Below are 21,965 nucleotides of genomic sequence, written 5' to 3' on the forward strand. Positions count from 1 at the left end.
TCGTTCCGCGCGACACTCGACCATTAGCGCAATTGTGGGTCGTCGCGGTCCAGCTCCAGCCCGCACCTGCCGCAGGTCCGGTTCGGCCAGGGCACCACGAACATCCCGCGAAAGAACAGGTTCTTGCCGCATTGCGGGCAGTTGAGCCGCAGCATCGGACCGTTTGCCAGCACCAGTCCAACGATCGCGATGCCAAAGGCGATGGTCGAGTGGCCGTAGAAGCGATCGATTGCGAGCACGAATGCGATCGCCGCCCCGAGCGCGAGCAGCATCCGCCACGCATGTCGCCGCGCCCGCACGTATGCGGTCATGCCAGCCGCTCGAACAGGTCCTTGGCGAAGGCCGTCAGCGTATCGTCGCGCGCGCCCATGATCACCACCCGGTCTCCCGGCCGGGCCAGCGTGGCAATGCTCTCCCCACAGGTTTCGCGATCGGGAATGTGTTCCGCCTTGCCGCCCGCATTCCTGATGAGGCGCACGATCCGCTCGCTGCCTTCGCTGCGATCGACCGTGCCGCCGAAATAGACCGGGTCGCACATGACCGTGATGTCCTCGGGATCGAGCTCGCGCGCGAAGGTTTCCGCCAGCTCGTCGCCCATCTGCCGCAGCGGGCCGTATCCGTGTGGCTGGAAAAAGGCGATCACCCGGCCCGGCGTGGCCTTGAGCGTGCGAAGGGTGGCGGCGCACTTTTCGGGATTGTGGCCGAAATCGTCGATTACGGTGATCCCGTCCGGACTCGTGCCGATCACGTCGAACCGCCGCGCCAGACCTTGAAACGAGCGCAGCGCGTAGACCGCCTTGCGCACTTCGATCCCCGCTGCCGCTGCCGCAGCGATTGCCGCCAGCGCATTCGAAAGATTGTGCCGGCCCGGCATCGGCAGGATCAGCGGGAACACCTCGCGGCTGCGATTGTCGATCACCGCTGCGCGGATGCCGAACGGGCTTTCGTCGATCGAGTCCGGGTCGACGGTGATGTCTGCCTTGGGATGGGATATCCCGAAGCTGACCAGTTGCGAGGTCTTCTCCGCAAGTGCGCGGGCCTCGTCATTGTCGAAATTGACCACCGCGCAGCCCGATGCCTTGAGATAGCCGCCGAACAGCACGCGCAATTCCTCAAGGCTCTTGTGATCGAGGCTGACATTGAGCAGCACGCCGATGGTAGGACGGTACAGCGCAATCGTGCCGTCACTTTCGTCAACTTCGCTGAGATAGATCTCCGGTCGCCCGACCCGTGCGCTGGCGAACGGATTGTCCGGCCCGGCGAAATTCTTCATCACCGCGCCATTCATCACGGTCGGGTCGTATTGGCCTTCCGACAGAATCCAGGCGATCATCCCCGTGACGGTCGATTTGCCCGAGGTTCCGCCGATCGCGATCGAATATCCCGCCTCGTTGAACAGCGCGGCATTCAGCTCTGCGCGGCTCATCCGTGCGCAGCCAAGCTCGCGTGCGCGGACAACTTCGGGAACGGTGTCTTCGACGGCTGCGGAGGCGACGAGGATTTGCCGGGACGAGGTCAGGCCGCTGCCGTCCTGCGGAAACAGCGCGAACCCGTTTTCTTCGAGCCACCGGAATTTTTCCGACGTGCGTCCCTGATCGCGGCTGCGGTCAGACCCGGCGACTTCGTGGCCGATTCCGTGCACGATCTGTGCAAGCGGGAGCATGCCCGACCCACCGATGCCGCAAAAAAAGAATGGCCGTCCCGCGAGGTCCGGCCCATCGATCCCGTCCGCCATGGGAAACATGGTTATTGGCTTGCGCCATGGCTGACAAGCGACTTAGGTCTGCGCGCATGACAAATATCGCCATCTGTGCGCCCGCGACTCCAATCACGCGTGACCATGCCGCAGCGCTGGAGGCGCTCGTCGCCGCCGAGTTTCCGGCCCATCGGGTATCATTTCACGATCAATGCTTCGAAAGCGCCGGGCATTTCGCTGGCAGCGATCTCAGGCGGCTCGAGGCGCTGCTCGATTGCGCCAACGATCCGGCATTCGACGCGGTGTGGTTCGCCAAGGGCGGCTACGGTTCGAACCGGATTGCCGAGGCAGCGGTGGCGCAGATGAGCCAGGCGGCGCGCTCCAAAACCTATGTCGGATTTTCGGACTGCGGGTATCTGCTTGCCGCGCTCTATCGCGCCGGAATCGGGCAGAGCGTGCACGGATCGATGCCGGTCAGCGCCCGTTCGGAGCGGGGTCGCGAGGCGGTGCGGCGGGTGCTGCGCTGGCTGGAAGGCGATGTCAGTGGGGTTGAACCCAGCATCGATGGGACCACACCGGCAGCCGCGTTCAACCTCATCACGCTGGCGATGATTACCAACACGCCGCTGATGCCCGACCTGTCGGGCCACGTCGTGATGGTGGAGGAGGTGAGCGAGCACCTCTATTCGATCGACCGGCTGTTCTTCCATCTCGCCAACACCCTGCCGCGACTTGCCGGCCTGAGGCTGGGCGCGGTGACCGATGTGCCGGAAAACTACGTCGAATTCGGACAGGACGAGGTCGCCATCGCCAGGTTCTGGTGCGACCGGGCCGGGATACCGTATCTCGGCCGGGCCGAGATCGGGCATACGTCTGCCAACAGGGTTGTGCCCTTCGGCCTTGCGAGTCCGCCCACCACTGCCTAGCGCAGCGAGCCCAGCAGGAGGATCACAATGCGCGCATTCGTATTTCCGGGACAGGGCAGTCAGAAGGTCGGCATGGGGGTCGAACTCGCCGAAGCGAGCGCTGTGGCCCGCGCCGTGTTCGAGGAAGTCGACGAAGCGCTGTCGCACAAGCTTTCCGCGATCATGCGCGAGGGACCGGAAGACCAACTGACCCTGACCGAGAACGCGCAGCCCGCGATCATGGCCAATGCCATCGCCACCCTGCGGGTGCTCGAAGAGGATTTCGGCGTGAAGCTGGCCGAGGTGGGCGACTGCGTGGCGGGCCATTCGCTCGGCGAATACACCGCCCTGTGCGCGGTTGGCGCTTTTGATCTCGCGACCACGGCGCGGCTGCTGAAGCTGCGCGGGCAGGCGATGCAATCGGCCGTGCCGGTGGGCGAGGGGGCGATGGCGGCGTTGCTCGGTGCCGATATCGACACCGCCACGGCCCTCGCAGCTGCCGCAGCACAGGGGCAGGTATGCGAGGTCGCCAACGACAACGATCCGGGGCAGGTGGTGATCTCGGGCCACAAGGGAGCGATCGAGCGCGCGATCGCGATGGTTAAGGATCACGGGATCAAGCGCGGCGTGCTGCTGCCGGTCTCCGCTCCGTTCCACTGTTCGCTGATGCAGCCCGCCGCCGACCGCATGGCCGAGGCACTGGCGGAGACCTCTCCTGGCGCGCTCGCATTGCCGCTCTACGCGAACGTCACGGCCAGCAAGGTCACCGATCCCGAGGAGGAGCGGGCGCTGCTGGTCGAACAGGTCACAGGCCGTGTGCGCTGGCGCGAAAGCGTCGCCAATATGCACGCCGATGGTTTCGCAAGCTTCGTCGAACTGGGGGGCAAGGTCCTCACCCCGATGATCCGCAAGATCGCCGACGAGGCCGAAACGGCGAGCCTGATCGCCATGGAACATCTCGAGGCATTTGCGAAATCTATGTAACAATGTATCATCAGCGCATCGAGGGGAGAGGGAAATGCGCAACGGTACCTTGAAAATGCTCGCGATCGGCTTGGCCGCGATGGGAATGTCGGCCTGCACGCCCGTGGTGGAGAATTCGGCGGCGGACTCGAGCGGGCCCGGCCTCGTCGGCTTCGCTTCGAAAGACGATCTGGATCGCTTCGCCGGAAAAATGGCCAAACGCCAGCGCGCACGGGCCGCGATGTACGAGTCGAGCGTCGCGGCGCCCATGGCGATGGAAGCCGCCGCCGATTCCGCCGACGCCTCGGCCGAGGGCGAGAGCGAGAGCATCACCAACACGCAGGAAGCCGGGGTCGACGAAGGTGGGATCGTCAAAAACGCGGGCGATTACTTGGTCGTGCTGCGACGCGGGCGGCTGTTCACCGTGCGCCACGGCGACGATGCGCTCGCGCCGGTCGATACGATCGACGCCTTTCCGCCGGGCAAACCCAACCCCGGGGATACCTGGTATGACGAGATGCTGGTCAGCGGTGATCAGGTGATCGTGATCGGGTATTCCTACGGCGAATTCGGCACCGAACTCAATCGCTTCGACCTGTCGGGCAGCGGCGAGCTGACCTATCGCGATACGCACTATCTGCGTTCGGGCGATTACTATTCGTCGAGCAATTACGCTTCGCGCCTGATCGGCGACGAGCTGATCCTCTACGCACCGGTCTACGCGCGCTGGGACGATCTCGATGCAACCATGCCCGCACTGCGCGGATTTGGCGAGAGAGCCGAGACCAAGACTTTGGTGAGGCCGGAAGATTTCCTGATCGCCGAACCCTATCGCACCGGCGAGTTCGAGCTCGACATGCTGCACGTGGTTACCCGCTGCGATCTGAGCGCGCCCGAACTGGACTGCAGTGCACGCGCCATCGCGGGAACTTGGAGCCGCGCCTTCTACGTCTCGCGCGGCGCGGTCTATGTCTGGACCGGGTCGGCGCAGACCAGTTGGGACGACGATGCCGAGCGCACCCCCGGCCAGCTCTACCGCATCCCGCTCGACGGTGCACAACCCGGCGCGGTGCAGGTCGCCGGATCGCCGATCGACCAGTTCTCCTTCGCCGAGAACGCCGAGGACGGCGTGCTGCGGGTCTTGCTGCGCGAGCTCGGCAATGGCGAAGGAATGTGGGCGAGCGAATTCAGCGGCGGCGACGTGGCGCTGGCAAACGTCCCGCTGGCCGGGTTCGACAACGGTGCCGCGGCGCTGCCGCAATCCGATTACCGACCGCTCCCCGCACCGGAGGGCTGGCGTTTCCACAACCGCTTCGTCGGCGATTACCTGCTCTACGCCGCAGGTGATTATGGCAGCGAAGATGCGACCGCGACCGTCTACGCGGTCCCTCTCGATGGCAGTGCGGTGCAGGAAGTGTCGCTGCGCCACGGTATCACCCGGTTCGACCGGCTCGGCGATGACGGGGTCGCGATCGGCCCGTCGCGCGGGGGAGCGCTCGGTTTTTCCTCGCTGTCGCTCGGCAGCCGTGCGAGGGTCGAGGACACCTACATGCTTCCCGCCGCCAACGAAGGCGAGACCCGCAGCCAGGCCTTCTTTTTCCGCCCGGATAGCGGGTCGGATGGCCTGAGCGGTACGCTCGGGCTGCCTGTGACGCGTCGGCTCGCGCGGGACGGAGCCGAATTCCTCGGCTCGGGCTCCTCGATCGCGTTTCTCCGTCGCGATGCGCGCAGGCTTTCCCCGGTGGGCGAGCTGGTGGCGCGTACCCAGGATGCCAGCGACGACAATTGTGTCGCCTCGTGCGTCGACTGGTACGGAAACGCCCGCCCGATATTCATGGGCGAACGGATTTTCGCGCTGATGGGCTACGAAATGGTCGAGGGTCGACTGGCCGGAGGAAGCATTCGCGAGACGCGGCGGATCAGCTTTGCCCCGTAACGTCGAACGCCGCTGGATTGATCGGTCCCATGCGCAGCTGCTCGATCGCGTTGCGCCCGGGACCTTCGACCACGCGATCGACCCGGTCCAGCTCGACACCTATCTCGCCAGCCCGGGCAACTGGCTCGGCGTCGCGCTGCACGGCGATCTCGTCGTCGGGATGGTGATGTGCGTCGTCCACCATCATCCCGACAAGCCGACCGAGCTATTCCTTGACGAAATCGGCACGGGCGACGATTGGCGCAGGCAGGGCATCGCGCGTTCGCTCGTGCAATTCGTGTTCGATCGCGCCGATGCGGAGGGAATCGAAGAGATCTGGCTGGGGACCGAACCCGACAATCTGGCCGCACGCGGACTCTACGAAGGGTTCAGGCATGAGCGAGAAGACGCCGTGATCTACTTTTTCGACTGGTGAGGAGCCTGTTCTGATGTTTTCACTCAAGGGTATGAACGCGCTGGTTACCGGCGCGAGCGGCGGAATCGGCTCGGCGATCGCGGTCGCGCTGGCGAGGCAGGGCGCGCGGGTCGCGCTGTCGGGTTCGAACGGATCGAAACTGCGCAGCTTCCGCGAGCAGCTGATCGAGGAGGTCGGCGGCGATCATGTCGAGATCACCTGCAACCTGTCCGACACCGTGCAGGTCGAGGAGCTGATCCCGGCGATGCTCGATACGCTGGGCGGGATCGATATCCTCGTCAACAATGCCGGGATCACCCGCGACAATCTCGGCATGCGGATGAAGGACGAGGAATGGGACCAGGTGATCGCGATCAATCTCGAAGCCGCATTCCGCCTGATGCGGGCCAGCGCCAAGCCGATGATGAAGGCGCGCTTCGGTCGGATCGTCAACATCACCAGCGTCGTCGGTGCCACCGGCAATCCGGGGCAGATGAACTACGCCGCCGCCAAGGCCGGGCTGACCGGCATGACCAAGAGCTTCGCGCAGGAAGTCGCCAGCCGCGGAATCACCGCCAATTGCGTCGCGCCCGGATTCATTCGCACTGCCATGACCGCGCAGCTCGACGAGAAACAGCAGGACACGATCAATGCTCGCATTCCCATGGGCAAGATGGGCGAGGGCGGCGATATCGGCGCGGCCTGCGCCTATCTGGCGAGCCGCGAGGCCGGGTACATCACCGGCGAAACGCTGCATGTGAACGGCGGGATGGCGATGGTGGGATGAGCTTTGGGCGATAAGGGCCTGCCCAGGCACCCTTATCCCCAAGCGAATCCCCGCTCGCGCGCGCTCACGCTTGCCCGTATTGTCCACCGCGCTAAGGTTTTTGCAAATTCCCCGGCGCTGGTGGGGCGATTCCGGTCCCATTCCCCGCCACAGATCGAAAAGTGATAGGCGAGGCTCATGAAGGCTACGATCGAACGCGCGACGCTCCTGCGGTGTCTGTCCCACGTCCAGTCGGTGGTCGAACGCCGCAACACGATCCCAATCCTGTCCAACGTGCTGATCGACGCCAGCGATGGCGGCAATGTGAAGGTGATGGCGACCGACCTCGACCTGCAGGTCGTCGAAACCATGTCGGCGGCCTCGGTCGAGAACGCGGGCGCGATCACCGTTTCGGCGCATCTGCTGTTCGATATCGCCCGCAAGCTGCCGGACGGCAGCCAGGTCAGCCTCGAAACCGCCGACAACCGGATGGAAGTCAAGGCCGGGCGCAGTCGCTTCAAGCTGCCGACGCTGCCGCGCGACGATTTCCCGGTGATCGTCGAGGGCGACCTTCCCACCTCGTTCGAGCTGCCCGCGCGCACCCTTGCCGAACTGATCGACCGCACGCGGTTCGCGATCTCGACCGAGGAAACCCGGTACTATCTCAACGGCATCTTCCTGCATGTGACCGATGAAGACACGCCCGTGCTCAAGGCGGCGGCGACCGACGGCCACCGGCTGGCGCGCTTCACGCTGGCCCGTCCCGACGGGGCAGAGGGCATGCCCGACGTGATCGTCCCGCGCAAAGCGGTCGCCGAATTGCGCAAGCTGCTCGAGGAAGCGATGGACGGGAACGTCCAGATCGACCTGTCGGCGAGCAAGATCCGCTTCACGCTCGGCGGCGAGGGCGGGGTGGTGCTGACCAGCAAGCTGATCGACGGAACCTTTCCCGATTACAGCCGCGTGATCCCGACCGGTAACGACAAACTGTTGAAAGTCGATCCCAAGAGCTTCTTCCAAGGCGTTGATCGCGTGGCAACAATCGCCACCGAGAAAACGCGCGCGGTGAAGATGGGGCTCGAACCCGACAAGGTCACCCTGTCGGTCACCTCGCCCGACAACGGCACCGCGACCGAGGAACTTGCGGCCGATTACAAATCGGAAGGGTTTGAGATCGGCTTCAACGCCAATTATCTCAAGGATATCCTCGACCAGATCGACGCCGATACGGTCGAACTGCACCTCGCCGATGCGGGCGCGCCGACGCTGATCCGGCAGGACGAAAAGAGCCCGGCGCTGTATGTGCTGATGCCGATGCGGGTGTAGGCAAAGTCGGTTTCCCGGCAGTTTGATCCTGCTGGGAATGCGCGGCTCGTTCCGCTAGTGCTTCTCGACAAAGGAGAAGCCCCCGATGACGATTCAGCAAGTCCATGTCCGCAAAGACGAACTCACCAACGCCGATCTCGTCCATGTCGAGCTGACGAACCTGGCCGAGGGCGCGGTGCGGCTCCAAATCGAGAGCTTTTCGGTCACCGCCAACAACATCACCTACGCGGTGGTCGGCGACGGGTTCAAATACTGGGATTTCTTCCCCGCGCCCGACGGTTTCGGGATCGTCCCGATGTGGGGCCACGCAAAGGTCATCGAGAGCAACCATCCCGATATCGTGGTGGGCGAGCGGGTCTACGGCTACTTGCCGATGGCGACGCACCTCGACGTGCGGCCGGGCAGGGTCTCGGATGGCAGCTTCATGGACATGACCGATTACCGCCAGCCGATGAGCCCGGTCTACAACACCTACCAGCGGCTCGCCGCCGATCCCGAACACGATCCCGCGCGCGAACCCGAACGGATGATCTTCGGCCCGCTGTTCAAGACCGGGTTCCTGATCGAGTATTTCATGCGCGACCAGGACTGGTTCGGTGCCCAGCAGGTGATCCTGACCAGCGCCTCCTCCAAGACCGCGATGGGCCTCGCCAGCGTCGCGCGGCAGAATTCACCGAGCATCAAGCGGGTCGGACTGACTTCGGCCGGGAACGTCGATTTCGTCGAAAGCACCGGGCTGTACGACCGGGTGCGATCCTACGACGAGGTCGGCGGGATGGTGATCGCCGACAGCGTGCTGGTCGATTTCGCGGGGAACGCCAAGGTCCTCGCCAGAGTGCACGAACATTTCGAGGCGACGCTGAAATACTCCTGTCTGGTCGGGGCGACTCACCTTGAGGCGCGCAGCACGTTCGGCGGAGCGGACATTCGCAAGGGTCCCAAACCGACGCTGTTCTTCGCCCCCGACCATGCGGTCGCGTTCTTCAAGGAAAAAGGTCCTGACGAAGGCGGAAAGCTGGTCGCGGCGGCGTGGCACGAATTCCTCAAATGCGCGGAGGGGACGGTCGAAATCGTCAGGAAGCAGGGCCTCGACGCCGCACGCGAGACCTATCTGGAGATGATCGGCGGCAGCGTCGATCCGTCGAAAGGCATCGTGATCGAGCCCTGAGCAGGGCTACGCGCGTTCCAGCGCGTAATGGAAGAAACCGTGATGCTGCGCGCGGTGGCGCGCTTCCATCTTGCTCTCGGTGTCTGGTTCGGTCGGGATAATGCACCATCCGCCGCCGCGTGCGAGCACGGTGTCGATGCCCCGTTCGAGCACTTCGGGGCCGGGCTGGGCGCGCCAGTGATCGCCCACCGCGTCGGGGGCCTGGCGCGCGCCGCCGAAACGATCGGGACGGGCCTGCGCGGCGTTCCAGATCTGGGTGTTGAGGATTCCGGGGCACAGGATTGTGACGCCGATCTCGTCCTCGGCGAGTTCGGCGCTGAGCGCCTCGCCAACGGCCGCCGTCATCTGCTTGGTCGTGGCGTAGAGCGTGAACGGCCCGCTGACCGGCACCACCGAGGCGGAGCTGGCGGTGATCCCGACATGGCGCGGCCCCTGCTGGCGTTTCAGCACCGGCAGCCACGCCTGTGCGGTGTGGATCGGGCCCATCACGTTGACACCCATCAGCCAGTCGAGCGTATCCGGCCTGGCGTCGCTGACCGTGTCGGCGCTGCCAACCCCGGCGTTGATCCATAACAGCGAGGGTTCCACACCCTGCGCGATCAGCTTTTCGGCGACCCGCCCGGTCTCCGCGCGGTCCGAAACGTCGCAGCCGTGTGCGCGCGACGCATCGCCGCACATCCGGGCGCTTTCTTCCGCTTCGTAGGCGTCGATATCGAGCGCGCAGATGCGCATGCCCTTGGCGGCGAAGTGCTGCGCCAGCCAGCGCCCGATCCCGCGCCCGGCACCGGTGATGACTGCCCAGTCGCCGGTCGCGGGCGCAAAGCCGGTCATTCGGCCGCTTCGGCGAGTTCCGCGCGCTGCGGGCCGCGGATCAGCACTCCGGGCGTCGCGCCGGTCCATTTGCCATCGCGAAACGTCACCACGCCGCCCTTGATCGTCGCGACATAGCCATCGGCGGTTTGCAGCAGCCGCTTGCCGCCTGCGGGCAGATCGAAGGCGAGCCACGGGCGACCGAGCTTCAGCGCGTCCATGTCGATGATGTTCAGATCGGCGAGGTAGCCCGGCGCGATCACCCCACGATCATCGAGACCGTATAGCTTTGCCGTGTCGTGACACTGGCGCTTGATCGCATGCTCCAGTGTCAGCCGCTCGCCACGCTTCCTGTTCTTCACCCAGTGCTCGAGCATGAAGGTGGGCGAGGCCGCGTCGCAGATCGTCCCGCAATGCGCGCCGCCATCGCTGAGCGAGTTGACCGTATCGTCGGCGTGTTGCAGCGGGTGGAGAAAATCGAGGTTGCCCTCCGCATAATTGAGGATCGGCAGGTAGATAAAGCCGGTCGCGTCCTCACGGCACAGCATGTCGTAGGCGTATTCCTGCGGATCGACCCCGGCCGCCCGTGCGCGGGCGTTGACGCTGGCCGTTTCGTCCGGTTCGTAGTCGAAATCCGGATCCATCTCGTATTGCAGCGCCCACCCTTGCGTGATCACCATCACCACGCCGATGATATCCATCGGCGCTTCGGAGTAGTCGTTCGCTTCGGACAGCATCTGCTGCTTGAACGCGGGATCGAGCAACCTGGCTTTCTGCTGGTCCCGCGGCAGGTCCTTGATCGCCTGCCAGCTCGGGCGGAAGGCAAACGGGTTCACCGTGCCCTGCCAGGCCATGATGATGCCGTTTCCGCGCAGGGCGATCTGCGCCACGATATTCGCGCCGTTGTCGTTTTCGGCGCGCATCGTTTCGATCTGCTCCTTGAGCGGCATTTCCTTTGCGATGCTTTCGAGCGCCGCGAAAGTGACCGGGATCCCGGCCTCGCGCGAGAGCCTGCCCATCCATTCGAATTCGTTCCAGTCGCGCTGGAGATCGCTGGCCATTTCGAACACCGCGTGGCCGCCCGCATCCTTGGCCCGGCCCATCGCCTTGCCGATCGCGACCAGCTCTTCGGGGGTAGCGGTGGTTCCGGGCACCAGCTCGCCATCGACCGACTTGTGCAGCACCGTGCGCGAGGTCGAGAAGCCGAGCGCACCCGCGCGCACGCCTTCCTCGACGATGCGGCTCATCTCGGCGATGTCGGCTTCGGTCGGAACGGCGCCCGGCTGTTCGCGGTCGCCCAGCACATAGGCGCGCACCGCGCCATGCGGCACATGGGTGGCGACATCGACGGCGCGCGGCAGCTTTTCCAACGCATCGAGATATTCGGGGAAGGTTTCCCAATCCCAGGTAATCCCTTCGGAAAGCGCCGTGCCCGGAATATCCTCCACGCCTTCCATCAGGCTGATAAGCCATTCGTGCCGGTCCGGCTTGGCAGGCGCGAAGCCGACGCCGCAATTGCCCATCACCACGGTGGTGACGCCGTGCCAGCTCGACGGGGCCATTTCCTGATCCCAGGTCGCCTGACCGTCGTAGTGGGTGTGAATATCGACGAAGCCGGGGGCGACGATCTTTCCTGTCGCATCGATTTCCTCGCGTGCGTCGCCGGCGACCGCACCCAGTGCGGCGATCACGCCGTCCCTGATAGCCACGTCCCCGATGAAGCCTTGCGCTCCGGTGCCGTCGACGATCGTGCCGCCCCGGATAATCAGGTCGAACTGCGCCATGTCTCTCTCCTCTAGGCGAGAGAATGTCCTATCGTCCGGAGGCTGTCCAGCGCTTCACATCGAGGGAAATCAGGCAGCGACCGCCTTCACGCGGCCCGCCTCGGCTTCGGTCTCGGGCGCATCGAGGAATTCGCGCAATCGCGCGATGCTCTCGTCGGCATGGGTCAGCAGGAACAGATGCCCGCCGCCCGCGATCATCTCCAGCCGCGAATTGGGTATTGCCGAGGCGAGGATGCGCCCGTTGATCGGCAAAACGATCTGGTCGTCGTCGCCCATCATGATCAGCGTTTCCTTCTGCATGAATGGCAGCGCGGGAAGGCTGGTCCAGCCGAGCATGCACAGCAGCTGGTAGAAATAGCCGCGCGGGGAGGGGGCTTCAGCCGGCCGATGTGGCTGTCCTTCTGGTGCTTCGCGCCATCCGCATCGACGCCGCCATACAGCGTCGCGAAATGCTCGTTCATGAATTCGGGATCGATGTAGCGGCGCGGATTGGCCATTTTGGTGAATGATGCCGGGTTGCCCGGTACCATCAGCATGCCCGCCGTGGTCGCCGCCAGAGCCAGACGCCGGGTACGCTTGGGATGCTGGAGCGCAAAGTGTTGCGCCATGGCTCCGCCCCAGCTCACGCCCATCACGTCGACCTCGCCGATCGCGTGCCGTCCGAGCAGTTCGGCTGCCGTCCAGCTCATCGTGAACGGGTTGTAAGGGATCACCGGATCGGGCGATTCGCCCGTGCCCGGCATGTCGAACATGATGAAGCCGCGATCCGACATTTCGTCGGCCAGCGGCGCGACCGCTTCGATATTCGCTCCGATACCGTTGAAGAACAGGATCGGCAGGTGATCGGACGGCTCGTCGAGCCGCCATGTCGCAACCCGTAGCGTCCGCCCGCCCACCTTTTCCATGGTGACGACAGCGTCATTCATTGCATCGGCCAAGTATTCGTCCTTTTCTGCGTGCGGTTCCGCACTGGAAAGGACCGCTCGCTGATCCACCTGCAAGCGACCTTCGTGTCTATCGTCCGCGCGTGTTCCCGCGCGCGCCGGCTATCAGACTTCTTCTACTACGTAGAGTCCGGGGGCCGGGTCCATCGGCTTGTGCTTCGCGTTCCCCAGCTTTTCCGGCGCGGGCTTTTTCGCGCCCGAACGCTTCTGGATCCATTCCATCCAGTACGGCCACCAGCTGCCCTTGACCTCTTCGGTGCCCTGCAGCCACTCGTCGGCAGTCTCAGGCAGCTTGCCCTTCTTTTTCTGGACGTAATATTTCGCCTTGGGATTGCCCGGCGGGTTGAGGATCGCCTGCATGTGCCCCGACTGGCTGAGCACGTAGGTAACGTCCTTCGATCCGAACAGCTGCGTCGAACGATAGGTCGCCTTCCACGGCGTGATGTGGTCGGTCACCCCGCCGAGAATGAACAGGTCGGCGGTGACCTTGCTCAGATCGACCTTGTGATCAGCCATCTCGATCTCGCCCTTCTTGGTGAAGGCAAGGGTTTCGTACAGCGTCAGGAAATCACCCATCAGGCTGGCGGACAGGTTGGTCGCATCGGCATTCCAGAAGAGCACGTCGAAGGCCGGCGGGTCCATGCCGAGCAGGTAATTGTTGATGACGTAGTTCCAGATCAGATCGTTGGGTCGCAGCCACGCGAAGCCGCGTGCCAGATCGTCAGCCTTGATAATGCCCGCTTTCTCCGCGCGCTGGCGGGCGAGCTTCATCCCGTTCTCGCTGACCAGCGAGCCGGCTTCGATATCGGTCTGTTTCGGGTGCAGCACGCATACCATCAGCGTGAGCGTGCCGAGAATGTCATTCCCGCTCGCCGCGAGCTTCGAAGCGAGCACCGAGGCGGTCTGGCCACCCGAACAGCCGGCCGACACGTTGACTTTCTTCGCACCGGTAATGTCTGCCACCGCCTCGAGCGCTTCCTCGCAGCTGGCGATGTAATCGGCCATGTCCCAATGGCCCTGTTCCTTCGACGGATTTCGCCACGAAATCACGAAGGTCTGCATGCCGTTGTCGACCTGCCACTTTATGATCGATTTCTCCGGCGCGAGATCGTTGATGTACATCTTGTTGATCTGCGGCGGGATCGTCAGCTGCGGGATTTCATACACTTCGTCGGTCGTCGGCGCGTACTGCACCAGCTCGAACATTTCGGTGCGATGGACGACCGACCCTTTCGACGTCGCGATGTTTTCGCCCAGCTTGAACGGGCGCTTGTCGACCTGGCTGACCATCCCCTTGTTGTGGACGAGATCGTTGTAGGCGTTCTGCAGCCCCTTGATCAGCGATAGCCCGCCCGAATTGATCAGCTGCTTCTGCGCAACCGGGTTGCCGGCAAGCGTATTGGTCGGCGCGAGTCCATCGAGAATGATGTTGGCGATGAAATTCGCCCGGTTGCGTTCCAGCTCGTCGAGCTCGAGCTCCTCGAGCCAGTTCTTCATGCCCTTCTGCACCGCGAGGTAATATTGCGCTCCGGCGCGGAAGAACGGGTTGAATTGCCACGCCGGGTCCTGGAACCGCCGGTCCTTCGGGTCGGGCGCGAGTTCGCTCTTGCCGGTCATGATCTTCACCATGTCCTCGGTCATCGAGCGGGCATGGCGCATCATGCGGCTGGGGTCTGATGCGGTTTCGCGCAGCAACAGCGCGACCGCGCTGACGAAATCCTCGCGCGCGACACCGATCAGCGGACCGAGCGCGTTGGTCGATTGCGCCGCCTCGTTTTCGAGTTTTACCGTGCCTTGTGCCATGGAATCCCCTTGCAGTCTGCGCGCGCGACCGGCGGCGCGCTTTCCACATGCCTCGCGATCTGCGGATTATCAAGGTTTCAGGCGGGCATGCCTCCCCGTAACGGAGGTCCGCGTTCACACTTTCTTGAGCCTGCGGATTAACCGTTCCGCAGGCCCGTTCCCGCCATAGTCTCGACAATGAACGGCCGTTCCCTTCGAAATCCCGTGCAGGCAAGCCCGAGAACGGCCGAAGCCGCGCCCGCCAGCGCGCGCGCCGGCATCCGTCGGAACAGGCAGGCAGACGAGTCCGCAGGGGATCAGCGCAGCGAGGACGATCGCCGTGCGCCGGATCGCGTCGAAGCGGGACACGCAGTCCCGCTACCGTCCGATAATGGCGGGCTCCGTGCCGAGCACGAATTCTTCCTTCCGCGCGAAACCCGCCCGTTGGCGCTGTTCCTGCTGATCGCCTACACGCTGGCGGCCCTCGTCACCTTCTCGGTCCCGCTCGGCTTCGCGTTGGTCGCGGGCGCGGTGTCGGTCGCCGTGTGTGCTTCCGGCGCGCATTTCGCCCGGTTTGAGCGGCGCGCGGGCACATCGAATACGCTCCGTTACGCGCTGGTTGGCGCTGGCATCGTCCTGCCGATGGCCTGCGCCGGGTACACGCTGGCGAGCTGGGTCGAGATCGGCCTCGCTTGGCAATGGGCGATCGCCACAGTGGTGTGCGTCAATGCCGCCTGCGCGGCGCTGTTCGCCCGGCGGATCGCGACGCTGTTTACCGCGAAGATCGCGATCTGGACCGCGTTTGCGCTGGTCAATCCCGGTCCGCTGATGGCGACCGCGTTGATCGGAACGGTGCTGACGCTGGCGCTGGTCGGGCGCTACGAATGGAAACGTGCGATCAAGAAACGCCAGGCGCGCGATGCACGCGAACGCGTCGCGGCGCGGGCCGAAGACATCCTCCGCAGTTTCGAGGAAACCGGTCAGGGCTGGTTCTGGGAGACCGATCGCCGCGGGCAGATCAGCTACATCTCGCCGTCCGCAGCCCGGGTGCTGGGCAAGACGGTCGATCAATTGCTCGGGTGCCCGCTCACCGAGCTGGCCGATCCCGAGCAAGGCCCGGTCGATGCCGAGCGCACGCTCGCATTTCACCTGTCCGCACGTTCGGCATTCCACGATCTCGAGCTGCGCGCGGCCGTTGCCGACGAAGAGCGCTGGTGGGCGCTGACCGGGCGACCGGTCTACGATTCGTTCAAGAATTTCTGCGGCTTTCGCGGCCACGGTACCGATCTCACCGAAAAACGCCGCAGCGAGCAACAGGTCTCGCGTTTGGCGCATTACGATTCGCTGACGGGTCTCGCCAACCGGGTGCAGATGAACCAGGCGCTCGAACAGATCCTCGCCGCCCCGCGCGAGCGCGAACGGGCCTGTTCGGTGCTGCTGCTCGATCTCGACCGGTTCAAGCACGTGAACGACACTCTCGGCCATCCGGCGGGCGATGCGTTGCTTCAACAGGTGGCGCAGCGCCTCGAACGCACGGTCGATGGCAAGGGGCGCTGCGGGCGTCTGGGAGGCGATGAATTCAAGGTGATCGTTCCGGGCGATATCGATCAGGAACAGCTTGGCCATCTGGCCGACGAGATCATCGCCGCCCTGTCGCAGCCCTATTCGATCGGCGGGCAGAGCGTCGTGATCGGTGCCTCGCTGGGGATCGCGATCGCCCCGCACCACGGTTCGAACACCGACGACCTGATCCGCAACGTGGACCTCGCGCTCTACGCGGCGAAGGATGCGGGGAGGGGGTGCCACCGGTTCTACGCCAAGGACCTGCATTCGGCCGCCGAAGAGCGCGCCGAGCTCGAGCAGGATCTGCGCGATGCGATCGTGCGCGGCGAACTCGAATTGTTCTACCAGCCGGTGGTCTACGCCGCGAGCGAGAAGATCGTCGGATTCGAAGCGCTGATGCGTTGGCAGCATCCCAAGCGCGGATGGATTTCACCCGCCAAGTTCATCCCGATTGCCGAAGACGCCGGTTTGATCGACCAGCTCGGTCAGTGGGCCCTGCGCACCGCTTGCAGCGATTTGGCCACCTGGCCGGACTCGATCCGCTGCGCCGTGAACGTTTCGCCGCTGCAGTTTTCCAACCCCGAATTGCCGACCGTCGTCGCCAACGCCCTGGCGCACAGCGGGGTCGATCCCGCCCGGCTCGAACTGGAAATCACCGAGAGCGTGTTCCTCAACGATTGCAAGGGCACCGACGCCATGTTCAAGGCGTTGAAGCGTGTCGGCGTGCGGCTCGCGCTCGACGATTTCGGTACCGGCTACTCCTCGCTCGGATATCTGAAGAAAGCGCCGTTCGACAAGATCAAGATCGACCAGAGTTTTGTGCGCGGCGCAACCGAACACGGCAGCCGCAACGGCGCGATCATCACCTCCATCACCACCCTCGCCGATGCGCTCAACATGGATACGACCGCCGAAGGGGTCGAAACGCTGGACGAGCTCGAGCTGGTGCGGATGCTCGGCTGCAGTCATGTCCAGGGCTATATCTATTTCAAGCCGATGTGCTCGACCGACGCGCGCGCTGTCGTCGCCGGCGACCTCGCAGCCGAGGCTAGCGGTCCGAAGGCTGCCCGGTCGCCGCGCCAGGGCGTGTTGCGGCGAGTTTACCTTACCCAATCCGGCCATCGCGCCACCGCGACCGTCCGCAACATATCCGATTGCGGGGCAATGATCGAAGGCGTCTGGAACATGGCAGAAGGCAGCACCGTGCTGATCGAATTTACCCCCGATCAATGCTTTAGCGCGACGGTTCGATGGTCGCGCGAAAACCGTGTCGGTGTGGAATTCGCAAGTCCGCTAGGCCGCCGGCTGGACGGATCGTTCACCGTGTTGCCCGGGAGTGGAGACAGAGTTGCTCGCGCCCGTCGATGAACGCGCAACGTCCGACAGCTTAACGAAGATTAAGCACCGTCATTAGCCAAAAAATAACCAACCGGGTTTACCGCTGGTTGAGACCGGCAATGATGTCGGGATGTAGTCGATCACCCGATTGCGGAGGATAGCCACAGGTGCCCCTCAAGGGTTTCTTGTCATCGAAAGGCGCGAACGCACTGCGCAGGGCGCGCGGGGGCGATGCCGCTTCGGCGCTCAGCGATGGCGAAAAGCTGGCCATGCTCGACCAGCTCGAACAGTCCGGTCTCGGATGGTTCTGGGCCAGCGATCCCGACGGTAAACTCACCTATCTCAGCGCTGCAATCGCGGAACGGCTCGAACTGCCGCTCGGCGATCTGCTCGGCCAGCCGCTGGCGACGACCTTCGCCCCGATCGAGGGCGAGGGCCGCACCAAGTCGCTGTCGCTGATGCTCGGCGCGCACAAGGCGTTCTCGGGCTTCGCGGTGCGCGCAGCCAAACGTCCGGACGGGGCCGTGCTGCGACTGGCGGGCCAACCGGCGTTCGACGGCAAGAAGTTCACCGGGTTTCGCGGCACCGGCACCGACATTACCGATCAGTATCACCGTGAGGTCGAAACCGCGCGGCTCGCAAAGTACGATTCTCTCACCGGGCTCGCCAACCGGCACCGCATGTCGCAGATAATCGATTCGACGCTGACTGCCTTCAGGCAGGCGAAGCGCAATTGCGCGGTGATGATGCTCGATCTCGACAAGTTCAAGCATGTCAACGACACGCTCGGCCACGCGGCGGGCGACGAATTGCTCAAGCAGGTCTCGGATCGATTGCGCCGCGCGATCGAGGTCGATTGCGAAATCGGCCGGTTGGGCGGCGACGAATTCCAGGTGATGCTGCCTGACCTCGACGATCGCGGCGAGCTGGGCGAAATCGCGATGAAGATCATCACGATGCTCAAGCAGCCCTATTCGCTCGAGGAGGGACGGTGTGTGATCGGCGCGTCGATCGGCATCGCGATTGCCCCGCATGACGGGGTGACGCGCGAGGAGGTCGTCCGCTCTGCAGATCTGGCGCTGTACGCCGCCAAGAACGGCGGTCGCGGGCAATTCCGCTTCTTCTCGGGCGAACTCGAAAACGAAGCCTTGTTCCGCCGCCGGCTCGAAGAAGGCCTCGACGAGGCGGTCCGAGAGAATCAGCTGTTCCTCAAATATCAGCCGATCGTCGACGCCAGCTCCAAGGGAGTGCGCACGCTCGAGGCGCATATCTGCTGGATGCATGAACAGCGCGGCGAGATCGACGAGATCGAGTTTGCGTCGATCCTCGACGGGTCGAGCCAGATTGTCGAGGTGGGCAAATGGGCGATTGCAGAAGCCTGTCGCCACGCCGCTGAATGGCCCGAAAGCGTGCGGGTCGCGGTCAACGTCCCGGTGCCGCTGTTCGGCTCCGACGGCTTCGTTGACGACATCGCCAGCGCGCTCAGCGCGGCCGACATGGCCGCCGGGAGGCTCGAGCTCGAAATCAGCGAAGCGGTGTTCTTCGGCGACACCGAAGCGGTCGATCGTACGCTTGCCCAATTGTTCAAGCTGGGCGTGCGGCTGACGCTCGACGAATTTGGCAGCGGCTACTCCTCGCTCGCCTATCTGCGCCGCGCGCCGTTCGATACGATCAAGATCGATCGGCAACTGGTCGAGGAGGCTGAGCACCACGACAAGGGCGAGCTCGGTCTGATCAAGGCCATCGTCGCGTTAGCCGATGCGCTCGACATGGATACGATCGCCAACGGTATCGAGAGCATGGACTTGCTGGCGGCGCTCGAAGAGTGCGGTGTGCGCCGTATGCAGGGACCGATGTTTGCCGAGCCCATGGTGCGCGAGACGGTCGAGACCGAGCTGATCGGCGATGCGTGGAAGATCGAACCGAGCGGCGATCGCACCAAGCGCGCGCGCCGCCGCACCGTGTTTCGCAAGATCCAGGTGATCCACGACGATCACTCTTATGAGGTGACGTTGCGCAATCTCTCGAAATCCGGGGCGCTTATCGAAGGGCTGATCGATGTGCCGAAGGGTACGCAATTCGTGGTCGATCTGGGTGGCGGGCAGCTCGCTGTGGCGACCGTGATCCGGTCGAGCGGCGACACGCAGGGTCTCGAGTTCGAACAGCCGCTGGTAGAGGATGGTTCGGGCGGATTGTGCACCCGCAACCGCGTATCGCCTTATGCGCTCGCATCGGCGGGCGCGCCGCTCGCGGCGCTGTCGCAGGGAAGCTACAAGGGCATGCAGGGCGGGTTGCTGGGCCAGTCGGGCAGCGTCCCGCAATTCGGCTATGCGCGACCATCGCGCAGCGAAGCGGCCTGATTTTCGCTTTCCTACACGAAGCCCGGACGTTATCCGACTGTTGCGATTTTCGCGAATGACATTGCGGGCAAGCGTCGCTAAGTCGCGGCGCAAATGACCGACCTTTCCCATATCCGCAATTTCAGCATTATCGCTCACATCGATCATGGCAAGTCCACGCTCGCCGACCGGCTGATCCAGTTCACCGGCGGGCTGACCGAGCGCGAGATGTCCGAGCAAGTGCTTGATAACATGGATATCGAGCGCGAGCGTGGCATCACCATCAAGGCCCAGACCGTCCGGCTCAACTACACCGCCCGCAACGGCGAGACCTACCAGCTCAACCTGATGGACACGCCCGGCCATGTCGACTTCGCCTACGAGGTCTCGCGCTCCCTGGCCGCGTGCGAAGGCGCGCTGCTGGTGGTCGACGCCGCACAGGGCGTGGAGGCCCAGACCCTCGCCAACGTCTACCAGTCGATCGAGCACGATCACGAGATCGTCCCTGTCATCAACAAGGTCGATCTCCCCGCCGCCGAGCCCGAAAAGGTTCGCGCCGAGATCGAGGACATCATCGGCCTCGACGCCTCGGAAGCCGTGCTCACCAGCGCGAAATCGGGCCTCGGGATCGAGGACGTGCTCGAAGCCGTCGTCGCCAAGATCCCGCCGCCCACCGGCACCGCCGACGCACCGCTCAAGGCCAGCCTGGTCGACAGCTGGTACGACCCCTATCTCGGCGTCGTCATCCTCGTCCGCGTGATCGAGGGGAGGCTCACCAAGGGCCTCAACATCACATTCATGCAGGGCGGCACGCAGCACCTCGTCGACCGGGTCGGCTGCTTCACCCCCAAGCGCACCGACCTCGCCGAACTCGGCCCGGGCGAAATCGGCTTCATCACCGCGCAGATCAAGGAAGTCGAACAGGCCCGCGTCGGCGACACCATCACCACCGTGAAGAACGGCGCCAGCGAACCGCTCAAGGGCTACAAGGAAGTCCAGCCGGTGGTGTTCTGCGGCCTGTTCCCGGTCGATGCCGCCGATTTCGAGAAGCTGCGCGAAAGCATCGGCAAGCTGCGCCTCAACGACGCATCGTTCAGCTTCGAGATGGAGAGCTCCGCCGCATTGGGCTTCGGCTTCCGCTGCGGGTTCCTCGGCCTGTTGCACCTCGAGATCATCCAGGAGCGCCTCTCCCGCGAATACGATCTCGACCTCATCACCACCGCTCCCTCGGTGGTGTACCGCGTCCACCTCGGCCACACGAAGAACGAGGACGCGGCCACGATCGACATCCACAACCCCGCCGACTGGCCCGACGTCAACCGGATCGACATGATCGAGGAGCCGTGGATCAAGGCGGTGATCTACACCCCCGACGAATATCTCGGCGCGATCCTGAAGCTGTGCCAGGACCGGCGCGGCATCCAGACCGACCTCACATATGTGGGCGGCCGCGCGCAGGTGACCTACGAATTGCCGCTCAACGAAGTGGTGTTCGACTTCTACGACCGGCTGAAGTCGATCTCGCGCGGCTATGCCAGCTTCGACTACGAGCAGATCGGCCTGCGCGAAGGCGACCTCGTGAAGATGAACATCCTCGTCAACGCGGAAGCCGTCGACGCGCTGTCCCTGATCGTCCACCGCGGCGTCGCCGAGGAGCGCGGGCGCGGCATGTGCGAGCGCCTCAAGGACCTCATCCCGCGCCACCTGTTCAAGATCCCGATCCAGGCCGCGATCGGCGGCAAGATCATCGCCCGCGAAACGATCGCCGCCCTGCGCAAGGACGTCACCGCCAAGTGCTATGGCGGGGATATCACCCGGAAGAAGAAGCTGCTCGAGAAGCAGAAAAAGGGGAAGGCCAGAATGAGAGAGTACGGAAACGTCTCGATACCTCAGGAAGCTTTCATCGCAGCCTTGAGGATGGGTGAAGAGTAACCTCATTCTGAGGATGCGGGAGCGCCCGCAGGGCGGCCTGTCCCCGCGAAAGCGGGGAGGAATGTGTCGATCCCGCAGGAGGCGTTTATTGCGGCGCTGCGGATGGGTGAGGAATAAGGCCTCCCCGGGACGGGGAGGGGGACCACCCGCAGGGTGGTGGAGGGGCACGCTCCGCTAGCTCCGCGCTAGTTTTTTCTCACACGAAGACACGAAGACACGAAGGACGCGAAGATGCGGGAGCGCCCGGAGGGCGGCCTGCCCTGGCGTAGGCCGAGGGAATGTGAGCATTCCGCAGGAGGCCTTTGTTGCTGCGCTGTGA

At 64.2% G+C, this 21,965-nt stretch carries 17 protein-coding genes; 10 read left to right on the plus strand and 7 right to left on the minus strand.

Annotated features, from left to right (window positions below; all coding sequences use genetic code 11):
- Nucleotides 1-23 precede the first annotated feature (23 nt).
- Both KDC96_RS03705 and KDC96_RS03710 read right to left on the minus strand, forming a co-directional pair.
- Nucleotides 24-311: a hypothetical protein gene (locus tag KDC96_RS03705; RefSeq protein WP_212450799.1), complete on the minus strand. Its 288-nt coding sequence runs from the start codon at nt 309-311 to the stop codon at nt 24-26.
- Nucleotides 308-1,735, minus strand: a complete 1,428-nt coding sequence (locus tag KDC96_RS03710; RefSeq protein WP_212452359.1) for a glutamate ligase domain-containing protein — start codon at nt 1,733-1,735, stop codon at nt 308-310. Before KDC96_RS03710 ends, KDC96_RS03705 begins: the two co-directional genes overlap by 4 nt.
- A 56-nt stretch (nt 1,736-1,791) precedes the next feature.
- On the opposite strand from KDC96_RS03710, the gene KDC96_RS03715 reads away from it, so the two are divergent.
- The 7 genes from KDC96_RS03715 to KDC96_RS03745 all read left to right on the plus strand — a co-directional run bounded on the left by KDC96_RS03715 (nt 1,792) and on the right by KDC96_RS03745 (nt 9,154).
- Nucleotides 1,792-2,622: an LD-carboxypeptidase gene (locus KDC96_RS03715; RefSeq protein WP_212450800.1), complete on the plus strand. Its 831-nt coding sequence runs from the start codon at nt 1,792-1,794 to the stop codon at nt 2,620-2,622.
- Between the two features lie 27 nt (nt 2,623-2,649).
- Nucleotides 2,650-3,585, plus strand: a complete 936-nt coding sequence (gene fabD / locus KDC96_RS03720; RefSeq protein ID WP_212450801.1) for an ACP S-malonyltransferase — start codon at nt 2,650-2,652, stop codon at nt 3,583-3,585.
- 34 nt (nt 3,586-3,619) lie between these two features.
- Entirely contained in the window at nt 3,620-5,500 is a 1,881-nt protein-coding gene (locus tag KDC96_RS03725; protein ID WP_212450802.1) for a beta-propeller domain-containing protein, read from the plus strand.
- Complete coding sequence (locus KDC96_RS03730; RefSeq protein WP_212450803.1) at nt 5,490-5,915, plus strand: N-acetyltransferase; 426 nt, start codon at nt 5,490-5,492, stop codon at nt 5,913-5,915. The genes KDC96_RS03725 and KDC96_RS03730 overlap by 11 nt, the downstream gene beginning before the upstream one ends.
- A gap of 13 nt (nt 5,916-5,928) precedes the next feature.
- Complete coding sequence (gene fabG, locus KDC96_RS03735; RefSeq protein WP_212450805.1) at nt 5,929-6,681, plus strand: 3-oxoacyl-[acyl-carrier-protein] reductase; 753 nt, start codon at nt 5,929-5,931, stop codon at nt 6,679-6,681.
- Between the two features lie 177 nt (nt 6,682-6,858).
- The gene (gene dnaN, locus KDC96_RS03740) at nt 6,859-7,986 is read left to right on the plus strand and encodes a DNA polymerase III subunit beta (protein ID WP_212450807.1); all 1,128 of its coding nucleotides are present in this window, start codon (nt 6,859-6,861) and stop codon (nt 7,984-7,986) included.
- Between the two features lie 85 nt (nt 7,987-8,071).
- A complete protein-coding gene (locus KDC96_RS03745; RefSeq protein WP_212450809.1) occupies nt 8,072-9,154 on the plus strand; it encodes a DUF2855 family protein in 1,083 nt (360 codons plus the stop codon).
- A gap of 6 nt (nt 9,155-9,160) precedes the next feature.
- Here KDC96_RS03745 and KDC96_RS03750 read toward each other — a convergent pair whose 3' ends face one another.
- From KDC96_RS03750 to KDC96_RS03765, 5 genes are all read right to left on the minus strand, one after another.
- The gene (locus tag KDC96_RS03750; RefSeq protein WP_212450811.1) at nt 9,161-9,985 is read right to left on the minus strand and encodes an SDR family oxidoreductase; all 825 of its coding nucleotides are present in this window, start codon (nt 9,983-9,985) and stop codon (nt 9,161-9,163) included.
- Nucleotides 9,982-11,748, minus strand: coding sequence for an amidohydrolase family protein (locus KDC96_RS03755; protein WP_212450813.1), 1,767 nt, complete (start codon nt 11,746-11,748; stop codon nt 9,982-9,984). The genes KDC96_RS03750 and KDC96_RS03755 overlap by 4 nt, the downstream gene beginning before the upstream one ends.
- Before the next feature lie 69 nt (nt 11,749-11,817).
- Nucleotides 11,818-12,084 carry an alpha/beta fold hydrolase gene (locus KDC96_RS16360; RefSeq protein ID WP_249172028.1) on the minus strand — a complete coding sequence of 89 codons (267 nt, stop codon included), beginning with the start codon at nt 12,082-12,084 and terminating at the stop codon, nt 11,818-11,820.
- Entirely contained in the window at nt 12,030-12,674 is a 645-nt protein-coding gene (locus tag KDC96_RS03760; RefSeq protein WP_249171905.1) for an alpha/beta fold hydrolase, read from the minus strand. Before KDC96_RS03760 ends, KDC96_RS16360 begins: the two co-directional genes overlap by 55 nt.
- Before the next feature lie 123 nt (nt 12,675-12,797).
- Nucleotides 12,798-14,495: an alpha/beta hydrolase gene (locus KDC96_RS03765; RefSeq protein WP_212450815.1), complete on the minus strand. Its 1,698-nt coding sequence runs from the start codon at nt 14,493-14,495 to the stop codon at nt 12,798-12,800.
- A 177-nt stretch (nt 14,496-14,672) separates the two neighbouring features.
- On the opposite strand from KDC96_RS03765, the gene KDC96_RS03770 reads away from it, so the two are divergent.
- From KDC96_RS03770 to lepA, 3 genes are all read left to right on the plus strand, one after another.
- Nucleotides 14,673-17,405, plus strand: a complete 2,733-nt coding sequence (locus tag KDC96_RS03770; protein ID WP_249171906.1) for an EAL domain-containing protein — start codon at nt 14,673-14,675, stop codon at nt 17,403-17,405.
- Nucleotides 17,406-17,542: 137 nt separating this feature from the next.
- The gene (locus tag KDC96_RS03775; protein WP_249171907.1) at nt 17,543-19,735 is read left to right on the plus strand and encodes a bifunctional diguanylate cyclase/phosphodiesterase; all 2,193 of its coding nucleotides are present in this window, start codon (nt 17,543-17,545) and stop codon (nt 19,733-19,735) included.
- A gap of 93 nt (nt 19,736-19,828) precedes the next feature.
- Nucleotides 19,829-21,646 (plus strand): translation elongation factor 4, encoded by a 1,818-nt coding sequence (gene lepA / locus KDC96_RS03780; RefSeq protein ID WP_212450817.1) that lies wholly within the window; start codon nt 19,829-19,831, stop codon nt 21,644-21,646.
- Nucleotides 21,647-21,965: the final 319 nt, after the last annotated feature.

The sequence above is a fragment of the Erythrobacter sp. JK5 genome, assembly GCF_018205975.1.
Classification (GTDB): Bacteria; Pseudomonadota; Alphaproteobacteria; order Sphingomonadales; family Sphingomonadaceae; genus Erythrobacter.